Source organism: Mameliella sp. CS4, assembly GCF_019392335.1.
In the GTDB taxonomy this organism is placed as follows: domain Bacteria; phylum Pseudomonadota; class Alphaproteobacteria; order Rhodobacterales; family Rhodobacteraceae; genus Antarctobacter.
The window spans coordinates 54,233-76,621 of the sequence record NZ_JAHXRQ010000012.1 but is presented as its reverse complement, the minus strand read 5'-3'; the positions used below and the strand labels follow the sequence as shown (position 1 = coordinate 76,621).

25 protein-coding genes, 1 tRNA gene and 1 riboswitch are annotated in these 22,389 nt (G+C 65.8%); of the genes, 12 read left to right on the top strand and 14 right to left on the bottom strand.

What is annotated here, in order from left to right; all coding sequences use genetic code 11:
- Window positions 1-77: 77 nt before the first annotated feature.
- From KZZ07_RS15335 to KZZ07_RS15300, 8 genes are all read right to left on the bottom strand, one after another.
- Complete coding sequence (locus KZZ07_RS15335) at window positions 78-1,496, bottom strand: AMP-binding protein (RefSeq protein WP_219515461.1); 1,419 nt, start codon at window positions 1,494-1,496, stop codon at window positions 78-80.
- Window positions 1,489-2,337, bottom strand: a complete 849-nt coding sequence (locus tag KZZ07_RS15330; protein ID WP_219515458.1) for a hypothetical protein — start codon at window positions 2,335-2,337, stop codon at window positions 1,489-1,491. The genes KZZ07_RS15335 and KZZ07_RS15330 overlap by 8 nt, the downstream gene beginning before the upstream one ends.
- The gene (locus KZZ07_RS15325; RefSeq protein ID WP_219515455.1) at window positions 2,334-3,662 is read right to left on the bottom strand and encodes a hypothetical protein; all 1,329 of its coding nucleotides are present in this window, start codon (window positions 3,660-3,662) and stop codon (window positions 2,334-2,336) included. Before KZZ07_RS15325 ends, KZZ07_RS15330 begins: the two co-directional genes overlap by 4 nt.
- On the bottom strand, window positions 3,659-4,750 hold the full coding sequence (locus KZZ07_RS15320; protein WP_219515453.1) for a BtaA family protein: 1,092 nt from the start codon (window positions 4,748-4,750) through the stop codon (window positions 3,659-3,661). The genes KZZ07_RS15325 and KZZ07_RS15320 overlap by 4 nt, the downstream gene beginning before the upstream one ends.
- Window positions 4,743-7,187, bottom strand: coding sequence for a PEP/pyruvate-binding domain-containing protein (locus KZZ07_RS15315; protein WP_219515450.1), 2,445 nt, complete (start codon window positions 7,185-7,187; stop codon window positions 4,743-4,745). Before KZZ07_RS15315 ends, KZZ07_RS15320 begins: the two co-directional genes overlap by 8 nt.
- Window positions 7,184-8,089: a UbiA family prenyltransferase gene (locus tag KZZ07_RS15310; RefSeq protein ID WP_219515448.1), complete on the bottom strand. Its 906-nt coding sequence runs from the start codon at window positions 8,087-8,089 to the stop codon at window positions 7,184-7,186. The genes KZZ07_RS15315 and KZZ07_RS15310 overlap by 4 nt, the downstream gene beginning before the upstream one ends.
- A complete protein-coding gene (locus KZZ07_RS15305; RefSeq protein ID WP_219515447.1) occupies window positions 8,086-9,345 on the bottom strand; it encodes a hydroxymethylglutaryl-CoA reductase in 1,260 nt (419 codons plus the stop codon). The genes KZZ07_RS15310 and KZZ07_RS15305 overlap by 4 nt, the downstream gene beginning before the upstream one ends.
- A 332-nt stretch (window positions 9,346-9,677) precedes the next feature.
- Window positions 9,678-10,202 carry a hypothetical protein gene (locus tag KZZ07_RS15300; RefSeq protein ID WP_219515444.1) on the bottom strand — a complete coding sequence of 175 codons (525 nt, stop codon included), beginning with the start codon at window positions 10,200-10,202 and terminating at the stop codon, window positions 9,678-9,680.
- A 196-nt stretch (window positions 10,203-10,398) separates the two neighbouring features.
- A riboswitch (TPP riboswitch) is annotated at window positions 10,399-10,493 on the top strand.
- A 55-nt stretch (window positions 10,494-10,548) separates the two neighbouring features.
- On the opposite strand from KZZ07_RS15300, the gene thiM reads away from it, so the two are divergent.
- Genes thiM through tenA form a run of 4 tightly spaced genes read left to right on the top strand, consistent with a single transcriptional unit; the run spans window position 10,549 to window position 13,461 of the window.
- Window positions 10,549-11,337 (top strand): hydroxyethylthiazole kinase, encoded by a 789-nt coding sequence (gene thiM / locus KZZ07_RS15295; RefSeq protein ID WP_219515442.1) that lies wholly within the window; start codon window positions 10,549-10,551, stop codon window positions 11,335-11,337.
- Window positions 11,334-11,945 carry a thiamine phosphate synthase gene (gene thiE, locus KZZ07_RS15290; RefSeq protein ID WP_219515438.1) on the top strand — a complete coding sequence of 204 codons (612 nt, stop codon included), beginning with the start codon at window positions 11,334-11,336 and terminating at the stop codon, window positions 11,943-11,945. Before thiM ends, thiE begins: the two co-directional genes overlap by 4 nt.
- Window positions 11,942-12,745, top strand: a complete 804-nt coding sequence (thiD, locus tag KZZ07_RS15285) for a bifunctional hydroxymethylpyrimidine kinase/phosphomethylpyrimidine kinase (protein ID WP_219515436.1) — start codon at window positions 11,942-11,944, stop codon at window positions 12,743-12,745. The genes thiE and thiD overlap by 4 nt, the downstream gene beginning before the upstream one ends.
- Window positions 12,742-13,461, top strand: coding sequence for a thiaminase II (gene tenA / locus KZZ07_RS15280; protein ID WP_219515432.1), 720 nt, complete (start codon window positions 12,742-12,744; stop codon window positions 13,459-13,461). The genes thiD and tenA overlap by 4 nt, the downstream gene beginning before the upstream one ends.
- Before the next feature lie 218 nt (window positions 13,462-13,679).
- Here tenA and KZZ07_RS15275 read toward each other — a convergent pair.
- Window positions 13,680-13,763 (bottom strand) — tRNA-Leu (locus KZZ07_RS15275).
- 191 nt (window positions 13,764-13,954) lie between these two features.
- Between KZZ07_RS15275 and KZZ07_RS15270 the strand changes: the two genes are divergently transcribed.
- Together KZZ07_RS15270 and KZZ07_RS15265 are read left to right on the top strand one after the other, a co-directional pair.
- Window positions 13,955-14,569: an exopolysaccharide biosynthesis protein gene (locus KZZ07_RS15270; RefSeq protein WP_219515430.1), complete on the top strand. Its 615-nt coding sequence runs from the start codon at window positions 13,955-13,957 to the stop codon at window positions 14,567-14,569.
- Between the two features lie 87 nt (window positions 14,570-14,656).
- A complete protein-coding gene (locus KZZ07_RS15265; protein ID WP_219515429.1) occupies window positions 14,657-15,118 on the top strand; it encodes a disulfide bond formation protein B in 462 nt (153 codons plus the stop codon).
- Between the two features lie 271 nt (window positions 15,119-15,389).
- Here KZZ07_RS15265 and KZZ07_RS15260 read toward each other — a convergent pair whose 3' ends face one another.
- Entirely contained in the window at window positions 15,390-15,986 is a 597-nt protein-coding gene (locus tag KZZ07_RS15260) for an imm11 family protein (RefSeq protein WP_219515426.1), read from the bottom strand.
- A 286-nt stretch (window positions 15,987-16,272) separates the two neighbouring features.
- Between KZZ07_RS15260 and KZZ07_RS15255 the strand changes: the two genes are divergently transcribed.
- The 6 genes from KZZ07_RS15255 to KZZ07_RS15230 all read left to right on the top strand — a co-directional run bounded on the left by KZZ07_RS15255 (window position 16,273) and on the right by KZZ07_RS15230 (window position 19,389).
- Entirely contained in the window at window positions 16,273-16,530 is a 258-nt protein-coding gene (locus KZZ07_RS15255) for a PepSY domain-containing protein (RefSeq protein WP_219515425.1), read from the top strand.
- Window positions 16,531-16,584: 54 nt separating this feature from the next.
- Window positions 16,585-17,124 (top strand): cytochrome b/b6 domain-containing protein, encoded by a 540-nt coding sequence (locus KZZ07_RS15250; protein WP_219515423.1) that lies wholly within the window; start codon window positions 16,585-16,587, stop codon window positions 17,122-17,124.
- Entirely contained in the window at window positions 17,121-17,618 is a 498-nt protein-coding gene (locus tag KZZ07_RS15245; protein WP_219515420.1) for a helix-turn-helix transcriptional regulator, read from the top strand. Before KZZ07_RS15250 ends, KZZ07_RS15245 begins: the two co-directional genes overlap by 4 nt.
- A gap of 57 nt (window positions 17,619-17,675) precedes the next feature.
- A complete protein-coding gene (locus tag KZZ07_RS15240; RefSeq protein ID WP_219515416.1) occupies window positions 17,676-17,819 on the top strand; it encodes a hypothetical protein in 144 nt (47 codons plus the stop codon).
- Between the two features lie 139 nt (window positions 17,820-17,958).
- Window positions 17,959-18,960 (top strand): type I glyceraldehyde-3-phosphate dehydrogenase, encoded by a 1,002-nt coding sequence (gene gap, locus KZZ07_RS15235; RefSeq protein ID WP_219515413.1) that lies wholly within the window; start codon window positions 17,959-17,961, stop codon window positions 18,958-18,960.
- A 270-nt stretch (window positions 18,961-19,230) separates the two neighbouring features.
- Window positions 19,231-19,389 carry a DUF1127 domain-containing protein gene (locus KZZ07_RS15230; protein ID WP_219515411.1) on the top strand — a complete coding sequence of 53 codons (159 nt, stop codon included), beginning with the start codon at window positions 19,231-19,233 and terminating at the stop codon, window positions 19,387-19,389.
- 135 nt (window positions 19,390-19,524) lie between these two features.
- On the opposite strand, the gene KZZ07_RS15225 is transcribed toward KZZ07_RS15230, so the two are convergent.
- The 4 genes from KZZ07_RS15225 to KZZ07_RS15210 all read right to left on the bottom strand — a co-directional run bounded on the left by KZZ07_RS15225 (window position 19,525) and on the right by KZZ07_RS15210 (window position 22,347).
- Window positions 19,525-20,238: a hypothetical protein gene (locus tag KZZ07_RS15225; RefSeq protein ID WP_219515408.1), complete on the bottom strand. Its 714-nt coding sequence runs from the start codon at window positions 20,236-20,238 to the stop codon at window positions 19,525-19,527.
- Window positions 20,239-20,306: 68 nt separating this feature from the next.
- Window positions 20,307-20,804: a pantetheine-phosphate adenylyltransferase gene (gene coaD / locus KZZ07_RS15220; protein ID WP_219515406.1), complete on the bottom strand. Its 498-nt coding sequence runs from the start codon at window positions 20,802-20,804 to the stop codon at window positions 20,307-20,309.
- A gap of 88 nt (window positions 20,805-20,892) precedes the next feature.
- On the bottom strand, window positions 20,893-21,330 hold the full coding sequence (locus KZZ07_RS15215; protein WP_219515404.1) for a CBS domain-containing protein: 438 nt from the start codon (window positions 21,328-21,330) through the stop codon (window positions 20,893-20,895).
- Window positions 21,331-21,435: 105 nt separating this feature from the next.
- On the bottom strand, window positions 21,436-22,347 hold the full coding sequence (locus KZZ07_RS15210; protein WP_219515402.1) for a LysR family transcriptional regulator: 912 nt from the start codon (window positions 22,345-22,347) through the stop codon (window positions 21,436-21,438).
- Between the last annotated feature and the right edge of the window lie 42 nt (window positions 22,348-22,389).

The window sequence follows — 22,389 nt, the reverse complement described above, 5'->3', positions numbered from 1 at the left end:
GGTCAATCCTCTGGTTCGCCTTCCATGCGAATTTCAGCGGCGAGAAGATCGAACCATCATACCCTGGGGTCAAACACCTAGCCCGCGACCAACCTGCGCAGCTCCGTGTAATCGACCTTGGAGCGGTGACGCCGGTCCAGCGGGATCGCCGCAACCCGGCGCGCATCCGTCAGCCCCAGCGCGCGCGCCTTGCCGGCACACGCCACCGGATCTGCCGTGCCCTCGTAGACCAGCAGAGGCCCACCCTGGCCGGGCAGCAGCGCGGCACGGGAAACGCCCGGCCAGCTCTCGGCGGCCAATTCGACCGCAAAGGGATAAAGCGGCCCCTCGCGCCCCTGTGCAACCCCGTCGTGCCGCCCCAACAGCCAGAGCCGCCCCTGCCCGTCCAGCCGCCCCGCATCGCCGGTCCGATGCCAGATGGTCGCGCCCTCGCGGATCTTGGTGCCGGTTTCCTGCGCGGGGTTCAGGTAATGCGCGTTGACATGCGCGCCTGCCACCTGGATCTCATCCGTCACGATACGCACCTGTGTTCCCGGGACCGGCGCGCCGGTCAACAGCCCGGCGCCCCCGGCCATCGCGTCACGCTCTGCGGCGCCGACATCGGCCCAGTCCAGCTCGGCAATCGGCTCTGCCTCGGTCGAGCCGTAGACGGAGACCACGCGCAGCCCCGGTTTGCGCGCCTGCAGCCGGTCGACAAGCGCGGGTTTGACCGGTCCGCCCCCGGTAAAGACGCTGTGCAGCGCCTTGGGGATCTCAGCCCCCGCCAAAGTTTCGCACAAGGCGGGCGGCAAGAGCGCGCGGGTCGCGCCTGTCCGGGCGATCCAACCCGACAGGGCCCCGGGGCGGACCTCGTCGGGACGGGTCAGCTTCCAGTCGGGCAGCACCGTTGGGCGTCCCTCGGCCAGGTTGACCAGGGCAAAGACGGGAAAGGCCACAAGATCGGTTTCGTGCCGCTCCGTGGCCAAGAGCTGCCGCACGGCCTGATACTGCGCGGTCAGGAATCCGTGGCTGCGCGGGATTGCCTTGGGCGCGCCGGTGGAGCCGGACGTAAAGGAGATCAGGGCGGGGTCGTCGGGCGTCAGCTCGATCGGTGACACCTGCCCGTGGTCCATGCGCCCCGGCGCAAGCCGCGGGCAACACCAAAGCGCGGGCAAGAGACGGATCAACCGATAGAGACCGCTGGCCAGCAGGAATTTCGGTGCAGTCACCGCTATGGCATGGCGCAACCCGCGCAGCCCCATTGCCGGTTCGGGAAAGACCGCCACCGCCCCCAACCGCCAGCAGGCGGCCAGCGCGACGTAAAGATCGACGCCAACGGGCATGGCGACCAGCACCCGGTCCCCCTTGCCCAGACCCCGCGCGGCACAGGTGGCGGCGAACCCGCTGGCGCGGCGGTCAAGTTCCGCGAAACTGACGCTTTCCGACGCAGTGATCAGGGCGGTGCTGTCCCCCTGCTCCGCCGCGACCCGCGAAAAGCGCCGCGCGAGGTCAGTCATCGAGAACACGGCCCAACAGCGCATAACGGCGAAAAACCTCTCCGCCGTGACGGCGGCTGCGGTCGGCAGAGGCGTTGTCCTCGTGAATCAGCGCATGGATCACCTGCGCATAGCCCAGGTCGCGCGCCCGGAGGTGAAAGGCCTGGGCAAGGTGATGGCCAAGTCCATGTCGCAGGCTGGCATAGGTCTTGAGGATCACGGTGTCGGGACTGGCCCCATGCCCGTAGTTCGGAATGCCGAACAGATAGCCCTGCAGCGCGCCGCTGTCCGTGTCGCGGGCGGTAAAGATCAGGTCGGGCTTCAGCAGCGGCACGAAGGGCATGTAGAGCGCCAGAAAGGCGTCCAGCCCGATGGGCTGATAAAAGGCGTTGCCCGCAAAGGCACGGGTCGACAGGGCGTGGACCTCGGCGAAATGCGCCTCGGGCGCGCTGCCATCCCAGTTGGCGATCTCGATGCCCGGCATCGGAACCGGCTCTGGCCCGATACCCGCCTCCGGCGCGACCCGGGCCGAAACATAGCGCGACACCGGGCTGAACCCGGCGGCCTGAAAGGCGGCCAGGTCATGTGGGCCGCTCTGCGGCTCCATCAGGAAGGGCGGCGTGCCGTCGCTTTCGGTCACCAGCCGGTAACTGTGCCATGTGTCGCCGCTCATGGGGCCGAGAATGCGGGTGATGCCCTGCGCCGTCACCTCGTCGCAGATGGCGCGCAGCAGCTTCGCCCCCTCCTCGGCGGACTCACATTTGAACTCGCCGATGGTGGCAGTCAGCGCGCCCTCCCACTCTGGCCCGTGATGATACAGGTTGGCGCGGGCGCCCCTCGCCTCTCGCAGCTCTTTGGTCATGACCCCGCTCCCCCGTTCAGCAGGCAGTTGCCGCCATATAGACACAGCGCAGGCAACGCCCCAAGCGCGGTGATCCGGATTTCGGCGCCACGCCGGAACAGCGCGGGCCAGACCTGCGGCGAGAGACCTGCCAGCAGGATCAGCACCGCCGCCGGCGCCTCTTGTCCCGGATGCCAGGCCATGCTGCCGGTGTTCAGATCTCTCAGAACGAACCAGAGCAGCCAGAGCGTGGCGCAGGCCGCCAGGGCCGCGCCCAGGCGCAGCAGCCGCGACATCTCCGGCAGGCCGTGGGACACCAGCCCGGCGGCAATCGCGGCGCAGCCGATGCCGTAAAAGCTGATGCCGCTGGCACCGCAGGGCACGTCGATGGCCAGGAAGGCAAAGCTGACCGCCGCAAGTCCGGTCACCACGTTCAGGGCGTCCCGGTCGGTCTGTCCGTCGCCTTGCCTGACCGAGAGCCGCGCATGCGCCAGCAGGACCAGCCCCGGCAGGACCGCGTTCCAGACATGGACGGCGCAGAGGATCATGAACAAGGCGACCGCGTGAATGCGGGCGATCTGTCCGGTGGTCCCGGCAGCCCGGCTGAGCCCGTAGGCAAGTGGCATGGCCACCGCCGCCGCCACCAGCCGCGTCAGCCCGCCCGAGTCCGGCCAGCCGTAGAAATTCACCAGGAAGAGATAGACCCCCATCGGCAGAAAGAGATTGTCCAGCCCGGCCCAGCTGTCGGCCTCGATCACCGTGGCGAAGACCGCGATGCAGAACGCCGCCAGGATCAGTTCGCCACGCCCCATCTCGGTCAGCAGAAGCAGGCAGATCATGGCCAGGATCAGCGTCACCAGCAGGAACATGGTGCTGCCCTCGACGCTCTTGTGGCCATCCGGGGTCAGGTAGAAGTTGCGGCCATAGGCGCTGCCGGCCAGCGCGGCGGCGGCATCGCCAAGCGCAACCACGGCGAGCGGCAGGACATAGAGCACCGGGTGCATCCCCTGCAGCAAGAACAACAGGCCCACCGAAACCACCAGCAGCACGTCCCCCCAGGACTTGCGCGCGACCGAGTGCAACGCGCGGCCCGGCCCCGCCAGCAGAGGGGTGCGCATCGCCATCATCGCAGCCACCGCCAGCCCAAGCACCAGCCAGACCGGCCAGTCATCCACAAAGAGCCAGGGCAGCGGAATGGCCAGCCCGGACGCCAGAACATGCACGATCTTGCGCGCCAGTTCCGGGTGCCAGTCGCCCTTGCGCGCCGCCCGCGACAGCAGCGACATGATGGTCAGAAGGCCCAGGATCAGACCCAGCGCCAGGGCCAGTTGCCAGACGATACTCATCCGACTTCTTCGACCACGAAATCGGAATAGAAAAAGGCCATGTCCCGCGCCTTCAGCCGGGTTTCGAGCGCGATCTGCGTGGTGACACGCGGGGCCAGCGCGGGCGGCACACGGCGCGGCGCCATCATGTTCCAGTAGACCAGGCGCGCGCCGGGCCGCGCCATGTCCAAAAAGGTGCCATAGACCTGTGCGGCCAGCTCTGGCGACATGTACTCAAAGATATCGGACAGGTAGAATCCCGCCACGCCGTCGAGGTCCAGCGCCTCTGCCGTGCCCTGCACCGGCTGGATGCGGTCCAGCCGGGACCGGATGACCTCGTAGGCCTCTGCCCTCCAGGGCAGAGGCAGCGCGGTGCCGTGACAGCGTTTCATGATCCAGTGCAGGTAGGGGTTCTGCGCCGGGTCGGTGTCCACGCCTGCATGTCGCAGGCGGGAAAAGACGTGATCGGCCACGCTGCCCTGCACATGTTCGAAAAAGGCCGGATCGCGGCCCAGCATCCCCATCGCGCCGCGCGAAAAGAACAGCCGCACCAGCAATCGCCAACGCCAGGTGTTGAACCGCGTGTCGAAAAAGACTTCGCGCGCGGCCCGGTCGCGCGGCTGGAAAATCGCGTCCACGGTCGCGCGACCGTGCACCAAGGGCAGCAGATAGCGCGAAAACATGCGAAAATAGCCCTCGAACTTGCCCAGACCGCCCGCGCCATGCGCCTCGACCTGCGGCGTCAGCGCGGTCCAGAAAGCCCGGGTTTGCTTTGGCGCGTCGGACAGCGCGCGGGCCAGCAGCATGGCCCGCCGAGAGCTATGGCGCGCGCCCATCAGTTCGAGGAACTCGGAATGGGTCAGGGCCTTGTAGGCGCCCAGTCGCAGGTTCAGACATTCGATCTGCGCGCGCGAGATGTCGACGGCAAAGACCCGCGCCGGATCGTTCAGCAGCAGCGCCAGCGCATTGTCACCAGAGGAGCAGACGGCAATCACGTCTCCCCCCGACACATCGCCCATCGCCTGCGTCAGGACATCGGCGTCCTCCCAGGCCTGGGCATAGCGGATGCGCTCGAAAGAGGCGCGCTGGTCGATGCCACGGTCATCCATCGCGTTTCCTCACCTCGCCGGTGCCGCCGTCCACCTCGATCAGATCACCAGTCTGCAGCCAGCGGGTCGCGTCGCGGATGCCCACGACGCAGGGAATGCCCATCTCGCGCGAGACGATGGCCGAATGCGACAGGAGCGAGCCACGTTCGACGACAATCGCCGCCGCCCCGGCAAACAACGCGATCCATCCCGGATCGGTGTTCGACGCCACGAGGATCTCTCCCGGTTCGAGCATTTCGCGGCGCGGGTCGCGCACGACGCGGGCAAGCCCGGTGACCATGCCCCTGGAACAGCCGGTGCCGGTGCGGCTGTCGCCGCCTGCGGGGTCTGGCGGGACCGTCTGCGCGGGACGGTACAGGCCAACCGCGCCGCGCAATTCGATGCGTTCGGGCGGCGGCTGTCGGGCGGCGCTGGCCGTCATCTCGGCCTGCCGCATGGCAACCAGCGCGCGCAGGTCATCGCCGGGGGCGTTGCCCTCGACGGTGCCCATGACCTCCTGCACGGTCAGGAACAGCACGTCGCGTGGCGCGTCCAGCAATCCCCGCGCGTGGAATTCGCGCCCCATCGCAAGGAAACACCGCCGCGCGAGGGCAAAGATGCGCGTGCGTTCAAAGCGCAGGTTCTCGCGGTCGCGCACGCGCGCGGCGGCCCAACCGGTCAGGGCGCGCGCCACGGTACGGCGCACCGGCTGGCGCGGAAAAAGCGCCTGCCAGTCGGGTGCGCTGCGGGTGGCTTGCGGTGCATCGGGACGGCGGGCGGCACTGGCGATGGCAGCCAGCAGCGGCCAGGGGTCCTCGGAGAGCGGCAGGCTTTCGAGCTTCAACTCCTCTGTGCAGCGATCACCGAAATCATCGAGATAGGCGGCTATGGCGGCCTCAAGCTCGGGGTAACCATTCAGCGCGGCACGCCCCTGTGCCAGCGCCCCTTGCGCGCCGGGTGTCTCGCGCGCCATGCGGCCCATCGCGGCAATGCGCCGGGCCGGTTCCGCCGAGACGATCCCGCCCTGCCCGATCATCACATCGTTGTGGAAGGCCTCGCCCGCCTCACCCGCCCACCGTTTCAGCACCGCGCGCGAGGCGCCGAACCCCATCATGCAGAGAAAATCATTGACCAGGGGCGCATCCCAGCGGTCCAGCAACCTGCCCTCGATCCGGCGGTACATGGCGGCCAACTGGGTCAGGTTGGCGCTGTCGGTATTGGCCCCCTCGTCCAGTGCGGATTGCAACCGCGCCAGAAAATGCCGCCGCGTGCGGCCCAGCCTCATGGCCTCGAAGACAAGGCCGCCCGCCACGCGCCCCAGCCCCAGGAACGCCAGAACCTTCTGCCACCCCCGCGCCGGGTCCGGCGCCAGCCGGTCGGTCAGTTCACTGGGCAGCGGCGCGTCCACGCCCATCATGGTTTCCATGTAGCCTCGGTTCAGCGAGAAGGCGGGCAAAAGCGCCAAGGCACGATACCAGTTGCCAAGGTTGTAGTAGACCCGCCCGTCGATGCGGGTCAGCAGGTTGTCGAAGACGGCGGCATTGTCCGCGATCTGCGCCTCGCGCAGCCCCAGCATGCGGACGAAGGCTCGGTAGACGCGGTTGTAGCAATAGGCGGCAAAACTGTAGGTCAGCGGACTGACGAGGCCGGGATAGCTTTCGACGATATTGGAGTTGTCCAGCACCACCAGCGCCACGTCCGGCGTTGGCGCAGGGCGCAGGTCGGTGGTGATGGGCCGGGATTGCAACAGGTGCAGGCGGGCGCCCTCGTAGGCCCATTCGATGTCCTGCGGGAGGCCGAACGCCGCTTCGGCCCGGCGGGCCAGGTCGGCGACCTCGGCGGCCTCTTCCGATGTCAGGACCTCGGGAGGGTCAGGCGCATCGACGACGCCATCGGGCGAGACCGTCCAGCTTTCGCCGTCCACTTCGCCGCTGACCAGCGCGTCGGCCAGCCCCTGCACGGCGGACACCACGCAAAGGTCGCGCTGCCCGCTGACCGGATCAGCGGAAAAGCCCACACCGGCCGTCCGCGCCGCGATCATGCGTTGCACAAGGACCGCCGGAAGGCCGCTGTCTGCCACACCCCGGTCGGCCCGGTAGCGCGCGACATGTTCGGCCTCTCCCGAGGCGCGCACCTGCGCCGCCGCCGCCGCAATCCCTTCGGCGGGGACATTCAAAACGGTGTCGAACTGACCCGCATGGCTGGCCTCGGCTCCATCCTCGGCGCGGGCCGAGGACCGCACCGCGTAGGGCCCCGGACCAAGGGCGGCAAGCGCATCCGGCAATGCCCCGGTCACGGGGTCGAGCAGGTTGGTGCCATGATCCGCGAAAGCGTCATCCGTCAGGACAAGGAACGCGGGCACGTCAAAGCCCGCCGCCATCAGCCGCGACAGGGCAGCGGCCTTGCCGCCGACCTCTTGCGGCTCCTGCGCCCTCTTTGCCGGGATCAGCCCCTTCATGTGCCGCCGCCCAGCATCAGAGGCAGCCCCGCCGCCCCGGCGTAACAGACCAGAACCCAGATCCCCGCCGCCGCGTCCAATCGGGCCTGCGTGCCGGGGGACGGCTGACGCATGAAGGCGAAAGTGACAAAGGCGGCGCCTGCCAACCCCAGCCCCGCCAGCACGACAAAGGGCCAGAACAGCCCCAGCGCGGCGCCCAGACCGACCAGCAGACCGGCGGCCAGTGCCACCAGCGCCAGCCAGATGCCCGCACTGCGCGCCGGCCCCCAGAGCGAGGAATAGCTCTCAACCCCGTCGCGCTCGGCCTCGGGCGCCCAGGTCTTGCGCCCGATTTCCAGCACGCAGCCGTTGGCGAAGGAGAGCGCCAGGAACAGCCAGAGGCCGGGCGCCGGACCACCCTGCCCGCGCCATTCGATCCCGGTCAGCATCAGATCCAAAATCGGCATGATCGCCATATGACTGACCAGATAAACCAGCATATGCCCGCGCAGCCAGTCCGGGGCGCCGAACTCCACCGTCATCAGCGCCAGCCAAAGCCAGCACAGCAGCAGCAGCCAGACCACCCCGGCCCCCGCCGCCGCGATCAGCCCCAAGGGGATCAGCCCCACCGCCAGCCAGAGCACGGTCCGCAACCGCACCACTCCGCGCGGAATGGGCCTGTCGGGGCGATAAAGCCGGTCGATCTCGCGGTCCTTCCATTCATCCGCCGCACGCATCTGGAAAAACAGGATCATGGCCAGGACAAACCCCGCCGCATAGCTGCCCGCCCCCGGCAGCGGACGCCCGGCCAGCAACGCCGAAACCGTGATGCTGGCGGCGGAAAACACCGCCAGCAGCGGCGCGGTCTTGGCCAGCGGAAAGCGCTCTTTCTGGTAGATCAGGAAACGCTGAAACGGGCTCATCTGAGACGCGCCAGTTTTTCATGGGCCGAGGCGAAGGTGCCCGAGGCCATTGCCGCGACGATGGAGATCTCGCCACAGAGACAGGTGGCGGCGACCACCTCGGCCAGCGCCTCGCCGTGACCTGCGCCGCGCAGACCCATGAGGTCCAGACAGGCGGCCTGCGCCGGCAGGCCGGTGCCGCCGCCCACGGTGCCGACCAGGATCGACGGCATGGTGACGGAACAGAACAGCCCCTCTTCGCGGCGTTCCATGCGGGTATAGCCGACGGCGCTTTCGGCGACACAGGCCGCGTCCTGACCGGTGGCGATATAAACGGCGGCCAGCCCGTTGGCGAAATGCGCCTGCGCGCCGAACTGCCCCGACAGAAGCGCCCCCAGGTTGGCCACCCGGCCATACTCCAGCATGGCCTCCATCGTCGTGCCCAGCGTGCTTTCCACAACCGCCTCCGGCAGCACGACAGAGGCGCTGACCTTGCGCCCGCGCCCGGTGATCAGGCCCAGGCTAGAGGCCTTCTTGTCGCCCGAGAAATTGCCCTCGACATACCAGTTGCGCGGGCGGATCGGGCAATGCGCCTCGACATGGCGGCACAGCGCCTCGGTCGCGATCGTCACCATGTTCTGCCCGGCGGCATCGCCGGTCGTGTAGCGGCACAGAAGGAAAACCACGTTGTTGTCGATCACAGGTTCCAGCGACACCAGGTGCCCGTGACGCGTGGTTTCCTCGGCCCGGGCCTTCAGCCTGTCCGCCTCCGTCACCACCCAGTCGACGAACTGCCCCGCCTCAAGAAGGGTTTCAAAGACAAAGGCCGGGCTGCGCAGGACACCCTCGTACAGCACCGCCGTGCCGATCCCGCCCGCCTTGTTCGCGGCCCGCGCGCCCCGTCCGTAAGAGGCGACCAGCGCCGCCTCTGAGGTGGCCATCGGCACGGGGTAGTCGCCCACCGCGTTGACGCCGTTGATGCGCAAGGGACCGATGACGCCCACGGGCACGGACACCGTCCCGATCATGTTCTCGATATTGGCGGCATAGCGTGGCAGGTCCGCCTGCGTCCGCGCGTCGAAGAGACAGGCGATGCTGTCCGCGTCCAGGGCCAGGTCGCGGTGCAGGCGCGCGACCGCCTCCGGGGTCACGCGCGGCGACATGCGCAAGGATCGGCTGCCCTCTGGCCTGGGGGCCATGTCGGGCAACGCGCCCGTCCCGGCAATCCGCTGCCGCACCCGGCGCAGCATTTCGGAGACGTGAAAAGGGACGATCATGCAAGGACTTCCGCGAGATAGGCCGGTCGCAACCCCGGAGGGCCGGGTGTCGCGGGGGAATACGGCGGCGATTGTCGGCGGTCCATGCCGTGTTTACAACTCGTTAGATAGGCTTTCGCCGAAAATCAGGGGACCAGTGGCCCGGCATCGGCCCCACACCCGGCGTAAAGCGCGACGCGCATTCGGAGCCTTGCGGGGCAGCTTGCAGACCACCCGAAGGATCGATTTCATTGCTCCTCGGGCCGGCATCCGTTTTCAGAACCAATTTGCAGGTCATGGACTTATGGACCCCCTGTACCGCCGGGCACCGATCTTCGGACGGTCACGGGCGCTCAGCGCGCCGAAGAAAGACCACTACGCCCGCCAAGGGCGCCATAGACACGGGCCTGCATCGCAAACCATTGCGCGGCGGGCCGCGTCTCCTGGTCGACCCGCAGAAAGCTTGTCCCGAAGTGATCCGGGCGAAAGTTCCAGACCTCCGTCAGCAACCACTGCCCCCGAACATATTTCAGGACGGCAACCGAGGGCACAGGGTCTCCGACCAGCAGGTTGTCCGTGATCATCCGTGTCTCGTGGGTCGCGACGATCGTCGTCTCGTCAACGCGCCGCGCGTCGAGGCAGACCGCGAAATAGGAGGTGAGATTGAGACAGAAGATGCGGTGCTGGATGTTCTCGAAGATCAGCCCAAGATCGTCCGGCGTGGAAAAGACATGCGCGGCATCGAGATTCACCAGACCGAACGGCAGGTCAAAGACCTCTTTGTAACCGTCAAAGTCCTTGGCCCGGATCAACCATTGCGCCCGATGCAACAGGTCATCGAATATCTTCTTTGCAGTCAGGTGGTCGCAGTCAGGCATCCCGAGCTTTCTGGAACTGGTCGATGTCGAGTCTACTCGCAACACCATTTGAAAGGCCAGCTTTAACAATGCCTTGTGACACCTTCCCATGTTGGACCAGCCATTTCCCGCCACCGGCCCGCGAAAGGCCAGGAATTCTCGACGGCAGCTCGGCAAAGCTGATTGACGCCGGTTCCCTCTGATGCGACGTTCGCCCCGTTAGCGACAGGGGCGCTCGGGAAACCGGGCTGAGACGTACCCTTCGAACCTGAACCGGATAATGCCGGCGGAGGGAGGCGCACAGGGCAGGCCAGCCAATGGCCGTCGTCTCGTGATCTCTCGTGCCGTCAGGCGAAAGGAGATCACGATGGACCACCCCGGACTGTACCTGGATCGGATGCGCCAGGCCGCGCCGCTTGTTCAGAACATCACCAATTACGTCGCCATGAACATCATGGCGAACGTCATGCTCGCTGGCGGGGCCTCCCCCGCGATGGTGCATGCCCGCGAAGAGGCCGCCGAATTCACCGCTTTGGCGCAGGCGCTGACGATCAATATCGGGACGATCTCGCCCGCATGGGCCGACGCCATGCTGGACAGCGCAGCGGCCGCTCACACGCAGGGAACGCCCTGGGTTCTCGATCCCGTGGCCGTGGGGGCGACAGGCTATCGCCGGGACATCGGCGCGCAGCTGTTGGCGCGCAACCCGACCGTGATCCGGGGCAATGCCTCGGAGGTCATGGCCCTCGCCGGGGCGGAGGCAAGCGGCAAGGGGGCCGACGCCGCCGACGCGGTCGCCCATGCGCATCAGGCGGCAAGGGACCTTGCGCAGCGGACCGGGGGCGTGGTTGCCGTGACCGGACCCGTGGATTTCGTCACCGACGGCAAGCGCAGCGCCGAGGTCGCCAATGGCCATGTCCTGATGCCCCGCGTGACGGCTCTGGGATGTTCCCTGACCGGTATCGTTGGCGCTTTCACCGTCGGGCAGGACCCATTCGAGGCAACCGTCGCGGCGCTGGCCTACTACGGGCTTGCGGGCGAACGGGCCGCCGAAGGCGCCCGGGGTCCGGGCGCGTTCCAGGGGGCCTTCCTTGACGCGCTCTACACGATGGAGGCGGCAGACCTGTCGCGCGGTGCCCGGATCACGCTGCCATGATCCCGCCGCTCTGTTTCATTACCGATGCCTCGGCGCCTGCGTCGGTCATCGTCCAGGCGCGTGCCGCCGCGCAAGGGGGCGCTCAATGGATTCAATTGCGCGACAAGAGCACGCCGGATGCGGATCTTGCCCCGCTTGCGCGCACCCTGATGGAGGCGCTGTCGCCCTTCGGGGCCAAACTGATCGTGAATGATCGGGTGAACCTGGCCATCGCCATCGGCGCGCCGGGGGTGCACGTCGGGCAAGGGGACGGCGACGCGGCCCGGATCCGCCAGCGGGTCGGCCCAGACATGATCCTTGGCCTGTCGATCGAAACGGCGGCGCAACTGGACGCGGTGCCTGCCGGTGTCGATTACCTTGGCGTCGGGCCGGTCTACGCCACCGGGTCCAAGCCCGATCACGCCGCGCCCATCGGGCTGGACGGCTTTGCCGCGATTGCCGGGCGCAGCTCCCTGCCCTGCCTCGCCATCGGCGGCATCACGGCCCGCGACGCCGTCCCGATCAAGACCTGCGGCGGCGCGGGACTGGCCGTCGTCTCGGCGATCTCGCGCGCAGAGGACATGACCGCCGCGACCCGAACCCTGATCCAGGCATGGAGGACCGCATGATCCCCAACATTCTTTCCATCGCCGGTTCCGATTGTTCCGGCGGGGCCGGGATCCAGGCCGACATAAAGGCGATCTCGGCCAATGGCGGCTATGCGATGAGCGTCCTGACCGCGCTGACCGCCCAGAACACCCGGGGCGTGACAGCGGTCAGCCTGTGCGACACGGATATGGTGACGGCCCAGATCGCCGCGATCCGCGACGATATCAGGATCGACGCGATCAAGATCGGCATGCTGGGCGATGCCCCCATCATCGAGAGCGTGGCAGAGGGCATCTCTGGCCTTGCCTGCCCCGTCGTGCTGGACCCCGTGATGGTCGCCAAGGGCGGCGACCGCCTGCTGCAGGCACCTGCGGTGGCGGCGTTGCGGGCGATGTTGCCCCTGGCCAGCGTCATCACTCCGAACCTGCCAGAGGCGGCAGACCTTCTCGGCTGCGCCGAAGCCACCACCCCGGAAGAGATGATATCGCAGGCCCGGGCGCTGCTGGAGCTTGGACCAAGTGCGGTGCTGCTGAAAGGCGGCCACCTCGCCGGAGACCGCAGCCCCGACCTCTTGCTCACGCCCGACGCCAAGGCCTGGTTCGACGGTTCGCGCACCGCGACGCGCAACACGCATGGCACCGGCTGCACCTTCTCCTCGGCCCTGGCCACCGCCTTGGGGTCGGGGCTGGGGCTATCCGACGCCGCCGGGCAGGCCAAGAGATACATCAGTGCCGCCATCGCGGCGGCAGACCGGCTGACGGTCGGCTCCGGGCACGGCCCGGTCCATCACTTTCATTTCATCAAGGGGACAGACAGATGACGTTCACAGAGGACCTTGCCCGACAGACTGACGACCTCTGGCAACAGATCCACGCCATGCCCTTCAACCGCGAGATGGCCGCAGGCACTCTGCGCCGTGACGTGTTCCAGGGCTACATCGTGCAGGATGCGCATTACCTCGAAGGTTTCGCCCGGGCCTTGTCACTGGCGGCGGCCAAGGCGCCCACGGCCACTGTTCTGGCGCAACTGGCAGGATCGGCGAGCGGGGCGATTTCCGTCGAACGGGCGCTTCACGCGCATTACATGGGGCTGTTCGGCGTGTCCGACACGGCGTTCACCAGAATCCAGCCCTCTGCGGCTTGCGACCACTACCTGTCCTTCCTTCTGCGCACCGCGGCACTGGGGGATTTCCCCGAAGCGGTTGCGGCACTTCTGCCCTGTTTCTGGATCTACCGCGAGGTCGGTCGCGAGATCGCCGGACAAAGCCAGCCCGGCAATCCCTACGCGGCCTGGATCGACACCTATTCAGGCGAGGCCTTCGACCAGAGCGTCGCGCGCATGTTGTCCTTGACCGACACGCTGGGCGCCGACGCGGACGGCCCCACACGGGCACGCATGGAACGGGCGTTCCGTCGCGCCTGCTGGCACGAATGGCGATTCTGGGACAGCGCCTACCGGATGGAGAATTGGGCACAGCCGCCCGAAGCCAGGCACAGCCTGGCCGAACCGACCGGCACCCCGGTTGGTGTGGCCTGAGGACCCTGCCCAGATAGGAAAGCTCTGATCTTTCCCATTGCGGGGCGTGAGACGCAGGTCCCACGTCCCGGTGACTTTGTTTTTCCGAGGCAGAAAGCCCGCGTCTGACGGCATCGGGGAAATCAATTGGGGAAATCTGGTATCAGGACGGTAGGGGCACTGTGACCCCATTGTGTGACCTGATACGGGTGGCAGGGGGCGGAAGCCTGCCAAATCGTTGGTACCCAAGGCCGGACTCGAACCGGCACGCCCGAAGGCGGGGGATTTTGAATCCCCTGCGTCTACCATTCCGCCACTTGGGCCCGTAGGCCCATATACACATGGCCAAGAATGGGGGCAAGCAGGGTTGGGCGCCCTACTGCCCATTCCGAAGCACTTTCGAAGCACTTTTTCAGCGCTCCCCAGGGATGCGACGGTCGGACGCTGGCCTAGGGGAACATGACCTGCTAGCGGAAGGAAAATCTTGCGGTCTGCAACTCAAGGAGTGCCCTGGATGACAGCCCAATACGAAACGGACGCGGCAATCTCGGACCGGCTTGATGCTTTGGCCGCTGACGCCCAAGGCGATAGCGTGTCGCTCAACTGGGTGCTCGGGCAACTTCACGAACGGGCCTTCGGCCTGTTTCTGCTGATCCTGGCCCTGCCTTGCTGCATTCCATTTCTTTATGGCATCCCACAGGTCGTCGCCCTGCCGCTCATGTTCGTGTCGACACAGATCCTTTTCGGTCGGCAGGTTCCCTGGCTGCCCGGCAAGCTCGGAGACCGCACCGTCACGACCAGTGGGCTGCACTCTCTGGCGCGTCGCGCAGGCCCCTGGCTGCGACGGATCGAGGCGGTCAGCCGTCCGAGGCTGGGCGCGTTGACCCGTCCACCCCTGGATCGGATCATCGGGATCGCGCTGGTGGTCTTCAGCGCCTCGATCCTTGTGCCATTGCCTGGCACGAACACCGTTCCGGGAATTGCCGTGGTCGTCATCGCGATGGGGTTGCTGCAACGGGATGGCGTGCTTGTCGTGATCGGAACCGTGATCGGAACCGCCTGGATCTCGACGCTTGTCCTGGCCGGGGCGACATTGGCCAGCCTGATCAAGACATGGCTTGGGCTTTGATCACATCCCCGCCATCGCCTTGTTTGGGCTTGCGCGCCCCGTCCGCCTGAGCCACCTGTAAGCAAAGATCGAACACTTGAGGTTGCCATGAACCGTGCTGTCTTGACCATTCTTGGCGTACTTGGCTCTGCCGGGCTGCTGCTGGGCGCGCTGTACTTTCAGTACTTTCAGGGCCTGCTGCCCTGCCAGTTGTGCTACTGGCAACGCTACGGCCACTTTGGCGCGCTGGCCATCGGGGTCATCGCCCTCGCGGTGCCGAACCGCATCCTGTTGGCGCTGGCGGCGCTGTCGGCGCTGTCCAGTTCGGTGATCGCCATCTTTCACAGCGGGGTCGAGCGGCAGTGGTGGGAAGGACTCAAGAGTTGCACCGCCCCCTCGCTGCAGGGCTTGTCGCCCGAAGAGGCGTTGGAGGCGATCATGAACGCGCCGATGGTGCCCTGCGACCAGATCCCCTGGGAGTTGTTTGGCCTGTCGATGGCCAACTACAACGTCGCGGCCTCTGCCGTGATCGCCGGTCTCTTTCTCATGGCGATGCGCGCGCCGCGCTGAGCCTTCGCCAGATCCAGACCACCGGCCCCGCTCCAAGCCCCTTGCCAGATGTGTTGTAGATAGCCCTTGGGTTGGCCACAAAGTGGCCAACAGTTCCCTTAAAGGACTGGCTCTACGAAATCTCGAGATGAAGGCGTCAGGTGCGGTCAGTCTCGCGAGGATCCGCGGGGGCGGTGCCGATGAACGACCTGTCCGTAGAATTTCGGAAAAAGCCGCGGGAACCGTTGCCGTGAAGCTGCTGCCTTCCTCGTCTCGTTCCGACGCCAGGCGATCAGACAACAACCTCTCGATCTCCCATCACGGAGATGAAATTACAGCCGCTAACCTGCGCCTCTTCGAACCGCCGCTTGACCTCTTCGCTGACGATAAGGGCGCTTTGGTAGGTTGACACTCGAAAGATATGCCGCCCTTCGGTCTTGTCCGGATCAATGACAAAATTCGTGAAGATCGCATATTCACCCGCCTTGTCAGGGCGGACCGGATCGTTCTCTTCGAACTTCCTGAACTCGGAACGGACCTCGTCCACACAATCGAACCGCGTTTCCACGATCATGAGATAATAGAGGGTGGCCCACGGCCCACCATTGATGTCTACCGGTTCCATGACCACGTTCTTGAAGGGTTCATCCACTTCGGAAATACCCCGCAGTGAATTCCGTGCCTTCTCGCTCAGAACCGGCAACCCGTAGAGCAGCGTTTGGGTATAATCCATTGGAGTGCCCTCTCGCTGCAAGTGCAGCGTGTAGCGACCAGGTTCCATGTCCTGCATCTCTGGCTTCAGAAAGCGCCAGTTGTCGGCATGCTCTATCGCCCCCAAAAACCATCGATCGGGGAAAAGTTTATCATCGTTCAATAGGTAGTATCGCATGTGGTCTGCCTGTTTGCTGGAGCGTCACCGCTTCACTGTATCGAACCGTGCGTGGATTTCCTTTGCAACACATCTGGTAAGGGGCTTGGCCCCGCTCTGCGGGGCCTTTTGCGTCGTGACGGCAGGCGCCCCCGGGCTTTCCGCAAAAAATCCCATGAAATCAGTACTAAACCAAAGTCACAACCCGCCCGTTCCCCGGCTTTGGGCCAATATCTTTCCGGCTGTCGACGGCACATCTTGCTGTCACGTCCTGCATCACAGCAGGCCGCAACACAGGAGAGACACCATGACCCGCACCATTATCGCCGCCGCCCTTTCCGCGCTGATCGCCCTGCCCGCTTATGCCTCCAGCAGCGAATACGGCAGCATGGACAAGGCCCTCAAGGCAGAGATCACGACGAAGCTCACCGAACAGGGCTACGAGGTCCGCGGCATCGACCGCGAAGACGGCATGATCGAAGTCTACGCGCTCAAGGACGGTCAGCGTCTGGAGCTGTACCTGGACAAGGAGCTGAACATCGTCCGCACCAAGATCGACGATTGATCGCAGCCGTGCCGGACCCCGCAGAGGGGTCCGGCCCTATCCCGGAGACCGCTCATGACCGAACACCGCATATGGGATCCCTTCCTGCGCCTCTTTCACTGGAGCCTGGCAATCCTTTTCCTGGCCAACGCCGTCTTTACCGACCCGGACGGCACACTGCATGAATGGGTGGGCTATGCCATCGCCGCCCTGATCGCCCTGCGCCTGGCCTGGGGCCTGATCGGGCCGCGCCCGGCGCGTTTCGCCAGCTTCGTGCCCAGCCCCGCCGGGATCCGCGCCCAGCTGACCGACATGGCCGCGGCACGCAAATCGGCACACCTGGGGCATTCGCCGCTGGGCGCCCTGATGATCTTCAACCTGATCGCCACGCTGATCGGGATCTCCGTCACCGGCTACATGATGACGACCAACGCCTTCTGGGGCATCGAATGGGTCGAGGAAATGCACGAGGTGCTGGTGACCTGGGCCGAGATCTCTGTCGTGGCACATATCGCCGCCGTCATCTGGGAAAGCCGCCGCACGGGCATCAATCTGCCCCGCGCCATGGTGACCGGTGTCAAGCGCGTGCCCGATACGGTACGACTGGACCCATGACCGGAAAGAAACCGCTTCGCCTTGGCCTTTTGATCGCCGCGCAGACCGCCTGCGCGGCTTTCTTCCTGCTCGACGTTCTGCGCGACGGGGTCGAACTGGGCTGGCCGCCTTTCACTCACTGGCATTTCATGGTCGAGGCGCTGGCCGCCGTGGCACTGATTGCCGGGGTGGTCTTCGGCTTCCGTATCCTGATGGAGATGCTGCGCCGCGAGGCGCACCTTGAACAACAGCTTGGGCTGGCGGCCGGGGCCTTTCATGACATCGTGGCGCAGCACTTTGAAACCTGGGGCTTGACGCCCTCGGAACAGGACGTGGCGCTGCTGACGCTCAAGGGGCTGGCCATCCCGGAAATCGCCCACATGCGCGGCAATGCCGAGGGTACGGTCAAGGCGCACCTGGGCGCGATCTATCGCAAGGCCGGGGTCTCGGGGCGCGGCGCCTTCCTGGCCTATTTCATCGAAGAGCTGATGGAGGCGGCGCCCGCGCCCTCGTGACAGCCCCGCGCCGCTCTGGCATGACGGGGCAAAGACCAACAGCAAAGGCGCCCCGCCATGACCAACCGGCTTGCGATCCTCCTTGGCCTGGCCGTGATCGCGGCCATCGCCGCCGATCTGCAGTTCAACGGGGGCGACACGATGCTGTTCCTCGGGCGCAAACTCTTCGTGCTTCTCGACTGGCTGGCTTTCTGGCGTTAGGCGGCCCGCCTTCGCCGCGTTGCGGGAAGCGAGGTTGACTTTTTCGCTCGCAGGTGATTGTTAGCGTTAACGAAACGCCGGGCGGTGCCTCAGACGCCCCGTCCCCGCCCTGTCCGCAAGCCACAAAGGGACACGCCCCATGAGTGTTAAAGTCGCCATCAATGGCTTTGGCCGCATCGGCCGCAACATATTGCGCGCGATCATCGAGTCCGGCCGGACCGATATCGAGGTGATCGCGATCAACGATCTCGGCCCGGTCGAAACCAATGCACACCTGCTGCAGTTCGACAGCGTGCACGGCCGTTTCCCGGTCGAGGTCACGCATACCGATGACAGCATCGACGTGGGCCGCGGCCCGATCCGCGTGACTGCCATCCGCAACCCTGCCGACCTGCCCTGGTCGGACGTGGACGTTGTGATGGAATGCACCGGCATCTTCACCTCCAAGGAGGCCTGCCAGGCGCATCTGGACAATGGCGCCAGCCGTGTGCTGATCTCGGCCCCCGGCAAGGATGCGGACAAGACCATCGTCTACGGCGTCAACCACGACACGCTGACCGCCGAAGACCAGGTGGTCTCCAACGCCTCCTGCACCACCAACTGCCTGTCGCCGGTGGCCAAGGTGCTGAACGACACCATCGGCATCAAGCGCGGCTTCATGACCACCGTGCACAGCTACACCGGCGACCAGCCGACGCTGGACACGATGCACAAGGATCTCTACCGCGCCCGCGCCGCGGCGATGTCGATGATCCCCACCTCGACCGGCGCCGCCAAGGCCGTGGGCCTGGTGCTGCCGGAACTGGCGGGCAAGCTGGACGGCGTTGCGATCCGGGTGCCCACGCCCAATGTCTCGGTCGTGGACCTGACCTTCGAAGCGACGCGCGACACCAGCGTCGAGGAAATCAACGACGCCATCCGCGCCGCCGCCGACGGCCCGCTGAAGGGCGTTCTGGGCTATACCGACCGCAAGCTGGTCTCGATGGATTTCAACCACGATCCGCAATCTTCGATCTTTCACACCGACCAGACCAAGGTCATGGATGGCAGCATGGTCCGTATCCTGACCTGGTATGACAACGAATGGGGCTTTTCCAACCGCATGGCCGACACCGCCGTCGCGATGGGCAAGCTGATCTGACGAGCACATGATGCCTTCACGGGGATCGGGGCCGCCTTTGGGCGGCCCTTTCCGGTTTGGGTGATCCGGTTTCGGATCGCTTACGCGATCCGACCGGCTGGGGGGCGCTGCCCCCCAGACCCCCCGGGCTGTTTTCACCAAGAAGAAGCCGGCAGGCTCGCGCCCAGCCCTGCAGGAAATGCAAGGCGCCTTTCCGGAACTGTCAATTGTGCTGCGCCGCAGCATGCCTATGTTTGCGATAACAGAAACGCAGACACAGGACACAGACACATGAGTGTTTTCACAGAACTCCGCAGTTCGATGCAGAAACGCGCCAAATACCGCGCCACCGTACGCGAACTGAGCGCCCTCGATGCCTCGGTCGCCCGCGACCTGAATATCGCACCGTCGCAGATCCGCCGCATCGCACATGAGGCCGTCTACGGTTGAGCGGATCAAAGCGTTGCGAAAAGGCGCCGACCCCGGATTGCGGGACGGCGCCTTTCTTTTTTTGGCCGCCCCTTCCCCGCGAATTGAGCACGCGGGCGGCTCAGAGGTGACGCGGATCTGCGCGAAGGCCCCTGATCAGCCGAATTTCAGGAACAGCTTCGAATAGGGTTTCTTCAATCCGGCCATTGCTGCGCGCAGGGCCTCGATGTCTCCCGCCCGCGCTGCCACGTTCAAGGCCTGAACCGAGTCCTGCAACGCTTTCAGCAGCTTTGCGAAGGTTTCATCTTCCCTGGCCTCGGCCGGGGGATGCGCCGCCACCTCGTCGGCAAGATAGGCCAGAACCGCCGCCTGGCCGGTCAGACCGGGCAGATCCGCTTTGGTCAGGGTCGCCGGGTCGATGGCCAGAACATGCTCCATCTCTGCATGATAGGCATTCATCCGATCGGAGAAGGTCTGCACCCCGTTGCGCAGGTGCAGCGCCGAAAAGACCTCGCGCACCCCTTCCAGCGTGTCATGCGCCTCGACCAGCTCTCCGGCAGAGACTTCCGCGCCGGCCTCGGCCAGCAGGGCGTCGACCTCGGCGATGACCTCACCCCACTGCGGGTCGTCTTCGTATTGCGGAGGCGGAGTGGTGGCATAGCCGAGTTTGATCGCGCTCCAGCCAGCGCCAAGGGCCTTCAGGCTTGCGCCGGATTTCTCCCTATTGCCGGAATTGGTCATGAAGAGCGCCGTCCTGTAGTCGGCGTACATCTCCCTGAACTCGCTCTCGAAGTCCGCGACCGGTCCGGCAAAGGCCGCCCCCGCCATCCAGATCATCGCCAGCGAGGTGCCCGAAATCAGTCTGCGCATGGAAAACTCCTGTGACGCGTTACCCTTGCGGGCCTAGACCAGCCGCATCGCGCGCCCCATGATACAGATCAACCCGCCTTGAAACGGCCGTCCAGCGCCGCCTTGACCTCGGGGCTGACGAACTTCGACACATCGCCCCCCAGCCGCGCGATTTCCTTGACCAGTTTCGAGGCGATCGCCTGGTGCCGTGCCTCGGCCATCAGGAACACCGTCTCGACGCTGTCGTCCAGCGCCCGGTTCATGCCGACCATCTGGAATTCATACTCGAAATCCGCCACGGCGCGCAGACCGCGAATGATGAGCTGGGCGCCGACGTCATGGGCGCAGTCGATCAGCAGGTTTTCGAAAGGATGGGCGACGATTTCCGTTCCCGTCTCTTCCGAGAGGAGACGGCATTCCGACTCGATCATCGCCACGCGCTCTTCGAGCGAAAACAGCGGGCCTTTGTCACGGTTGATGGCAACACCGATCACCAGGCGGTCGACCAACAGGGCGCCGCGCCGGATGATGTCGATATGCCCATGTGTGATTGGGTCGAAGGTTCCGGGGTAAAGACCAACGCGCATGGCTGTTTCCCTTGTGGTACGTTGGTTCGCACGCAACAATATTGCGTGCGTGAATGCAACCCGGAACCGCCGACTGGGGCGAAATCCCTCACCAGGGGTTCGAGATCATCCCCTCCAGCGCGTCCTTTTCGGCGGCCAGTTCGGTCAGGCGCGCCTTGACCACGTCGCCCAGCGTGACCAGACCGACCATCTTGCCGTCCTCGATTACGGGCATATGGCGAAAGCGGCCTTCGGTCATTTTGGCAAGGATCGCGTCCGCCCGGTCGTTGCGCGTGCAGCTGATCGGATCGGGGGTCATGTAGGTGTCGACACTGGCATCAAGGCATGCGCCGCCGTGGGCCGCCAGTTCACGCACGATGTCGCGTTCCGACAGGATGCCCATCGCGGTGGAGCCGTCGTTCGAGACCACGACCGTACCGATGCGTTTCTCGGCCAGGATCCGCGCGGCATCGGCCACCTTGGTGTCCGGCTTGACGGTGAACACCCCGTCCGTGCCCTTGCTCTTCAGGATCTGGTGGACCTGCATCGTCGAACCTCCTTGTATGATACCCTATGCGACAGCGTGACGCGGGCGGGCGCAGCCTGTCAAGTGCCTGAAAGTCTTAAGTCCCCAGTGGCTGCCCGTCCCGGCTCACCCCGCGCCGGCGCGATCCGCCAGTGCCTCGAGCCGCGCCAGTTCCTCGCGCATGCCGGCGACCAGCGCTTCGGCAAAGCGGGTCTGGCGTTCCAGGCGGCGGTCGTCCGCATGGCGGACCAGGTAGAAACTGCGGGTCAGCGAGATCTCGTCACGCAGGACGAACCGCATGGCAGGCGCCGTGGGCATGGCAAAATCATGCACGATGCCCAGCCCCGCCCCCAGTCGCAGCCACTGGAACTGCACCGCGACGGAGTTCGACGCCAGCGGCACACGGTCCAACCCCAGCTCTCCGAGGTAATCCAGTTCCTTGTCGAAGATCATGTCGGGAATATAACCGACGATGCGATGGGCCCGCAGGTCCTCGGGACAGGTGACCGCGGCGTTTTGTGCAAGATAGTCGTCGCTTGCCGCAAGATGCAGGCGATAATCGGTGATTTTCTGCACGACCAGCCGACCGGCAGAGGGGGGTGAGACGGCGATGGCCATGTCGGCCTCGCGTCGGCTGAGGTTCACCACCCGGGGCAACGCCACGATCTGCACGTCCAGATCCGGGTTCGCGGCGGCGATGCGGGCACAGACCTGCGGCAAGAGGAAATTCGCGCAGCCGTCCGGCGCGCCGATCCGGATCTGTCCCGACAGCCCCTCTGCCCGACCCACCAGAGCCTCCGAGGCCTGGGAGGCGGCCTGTTCCGCCTCTTCGGCAAAGCGGACCAGCCGCGTACCTGCCTCCGTCAGCGCATAGCCCTGCGGGGACTTGGCGAAGAGCGGCGCCCCCAGAGACTCTTCCAGCCGGGCCACCCGGCGACCCACCGTTGCCGCGTCCATGCGCAGCCGCCGCCCTGCCGCCGACAGGCTTTCGTCCCGCGCCACGGCGAGGAAGATCCGCAGATCGTCCCAGTTGTCCATTCACCTACCCTTGCAAAAACGCAAAATGCTTTTGCCGCATTC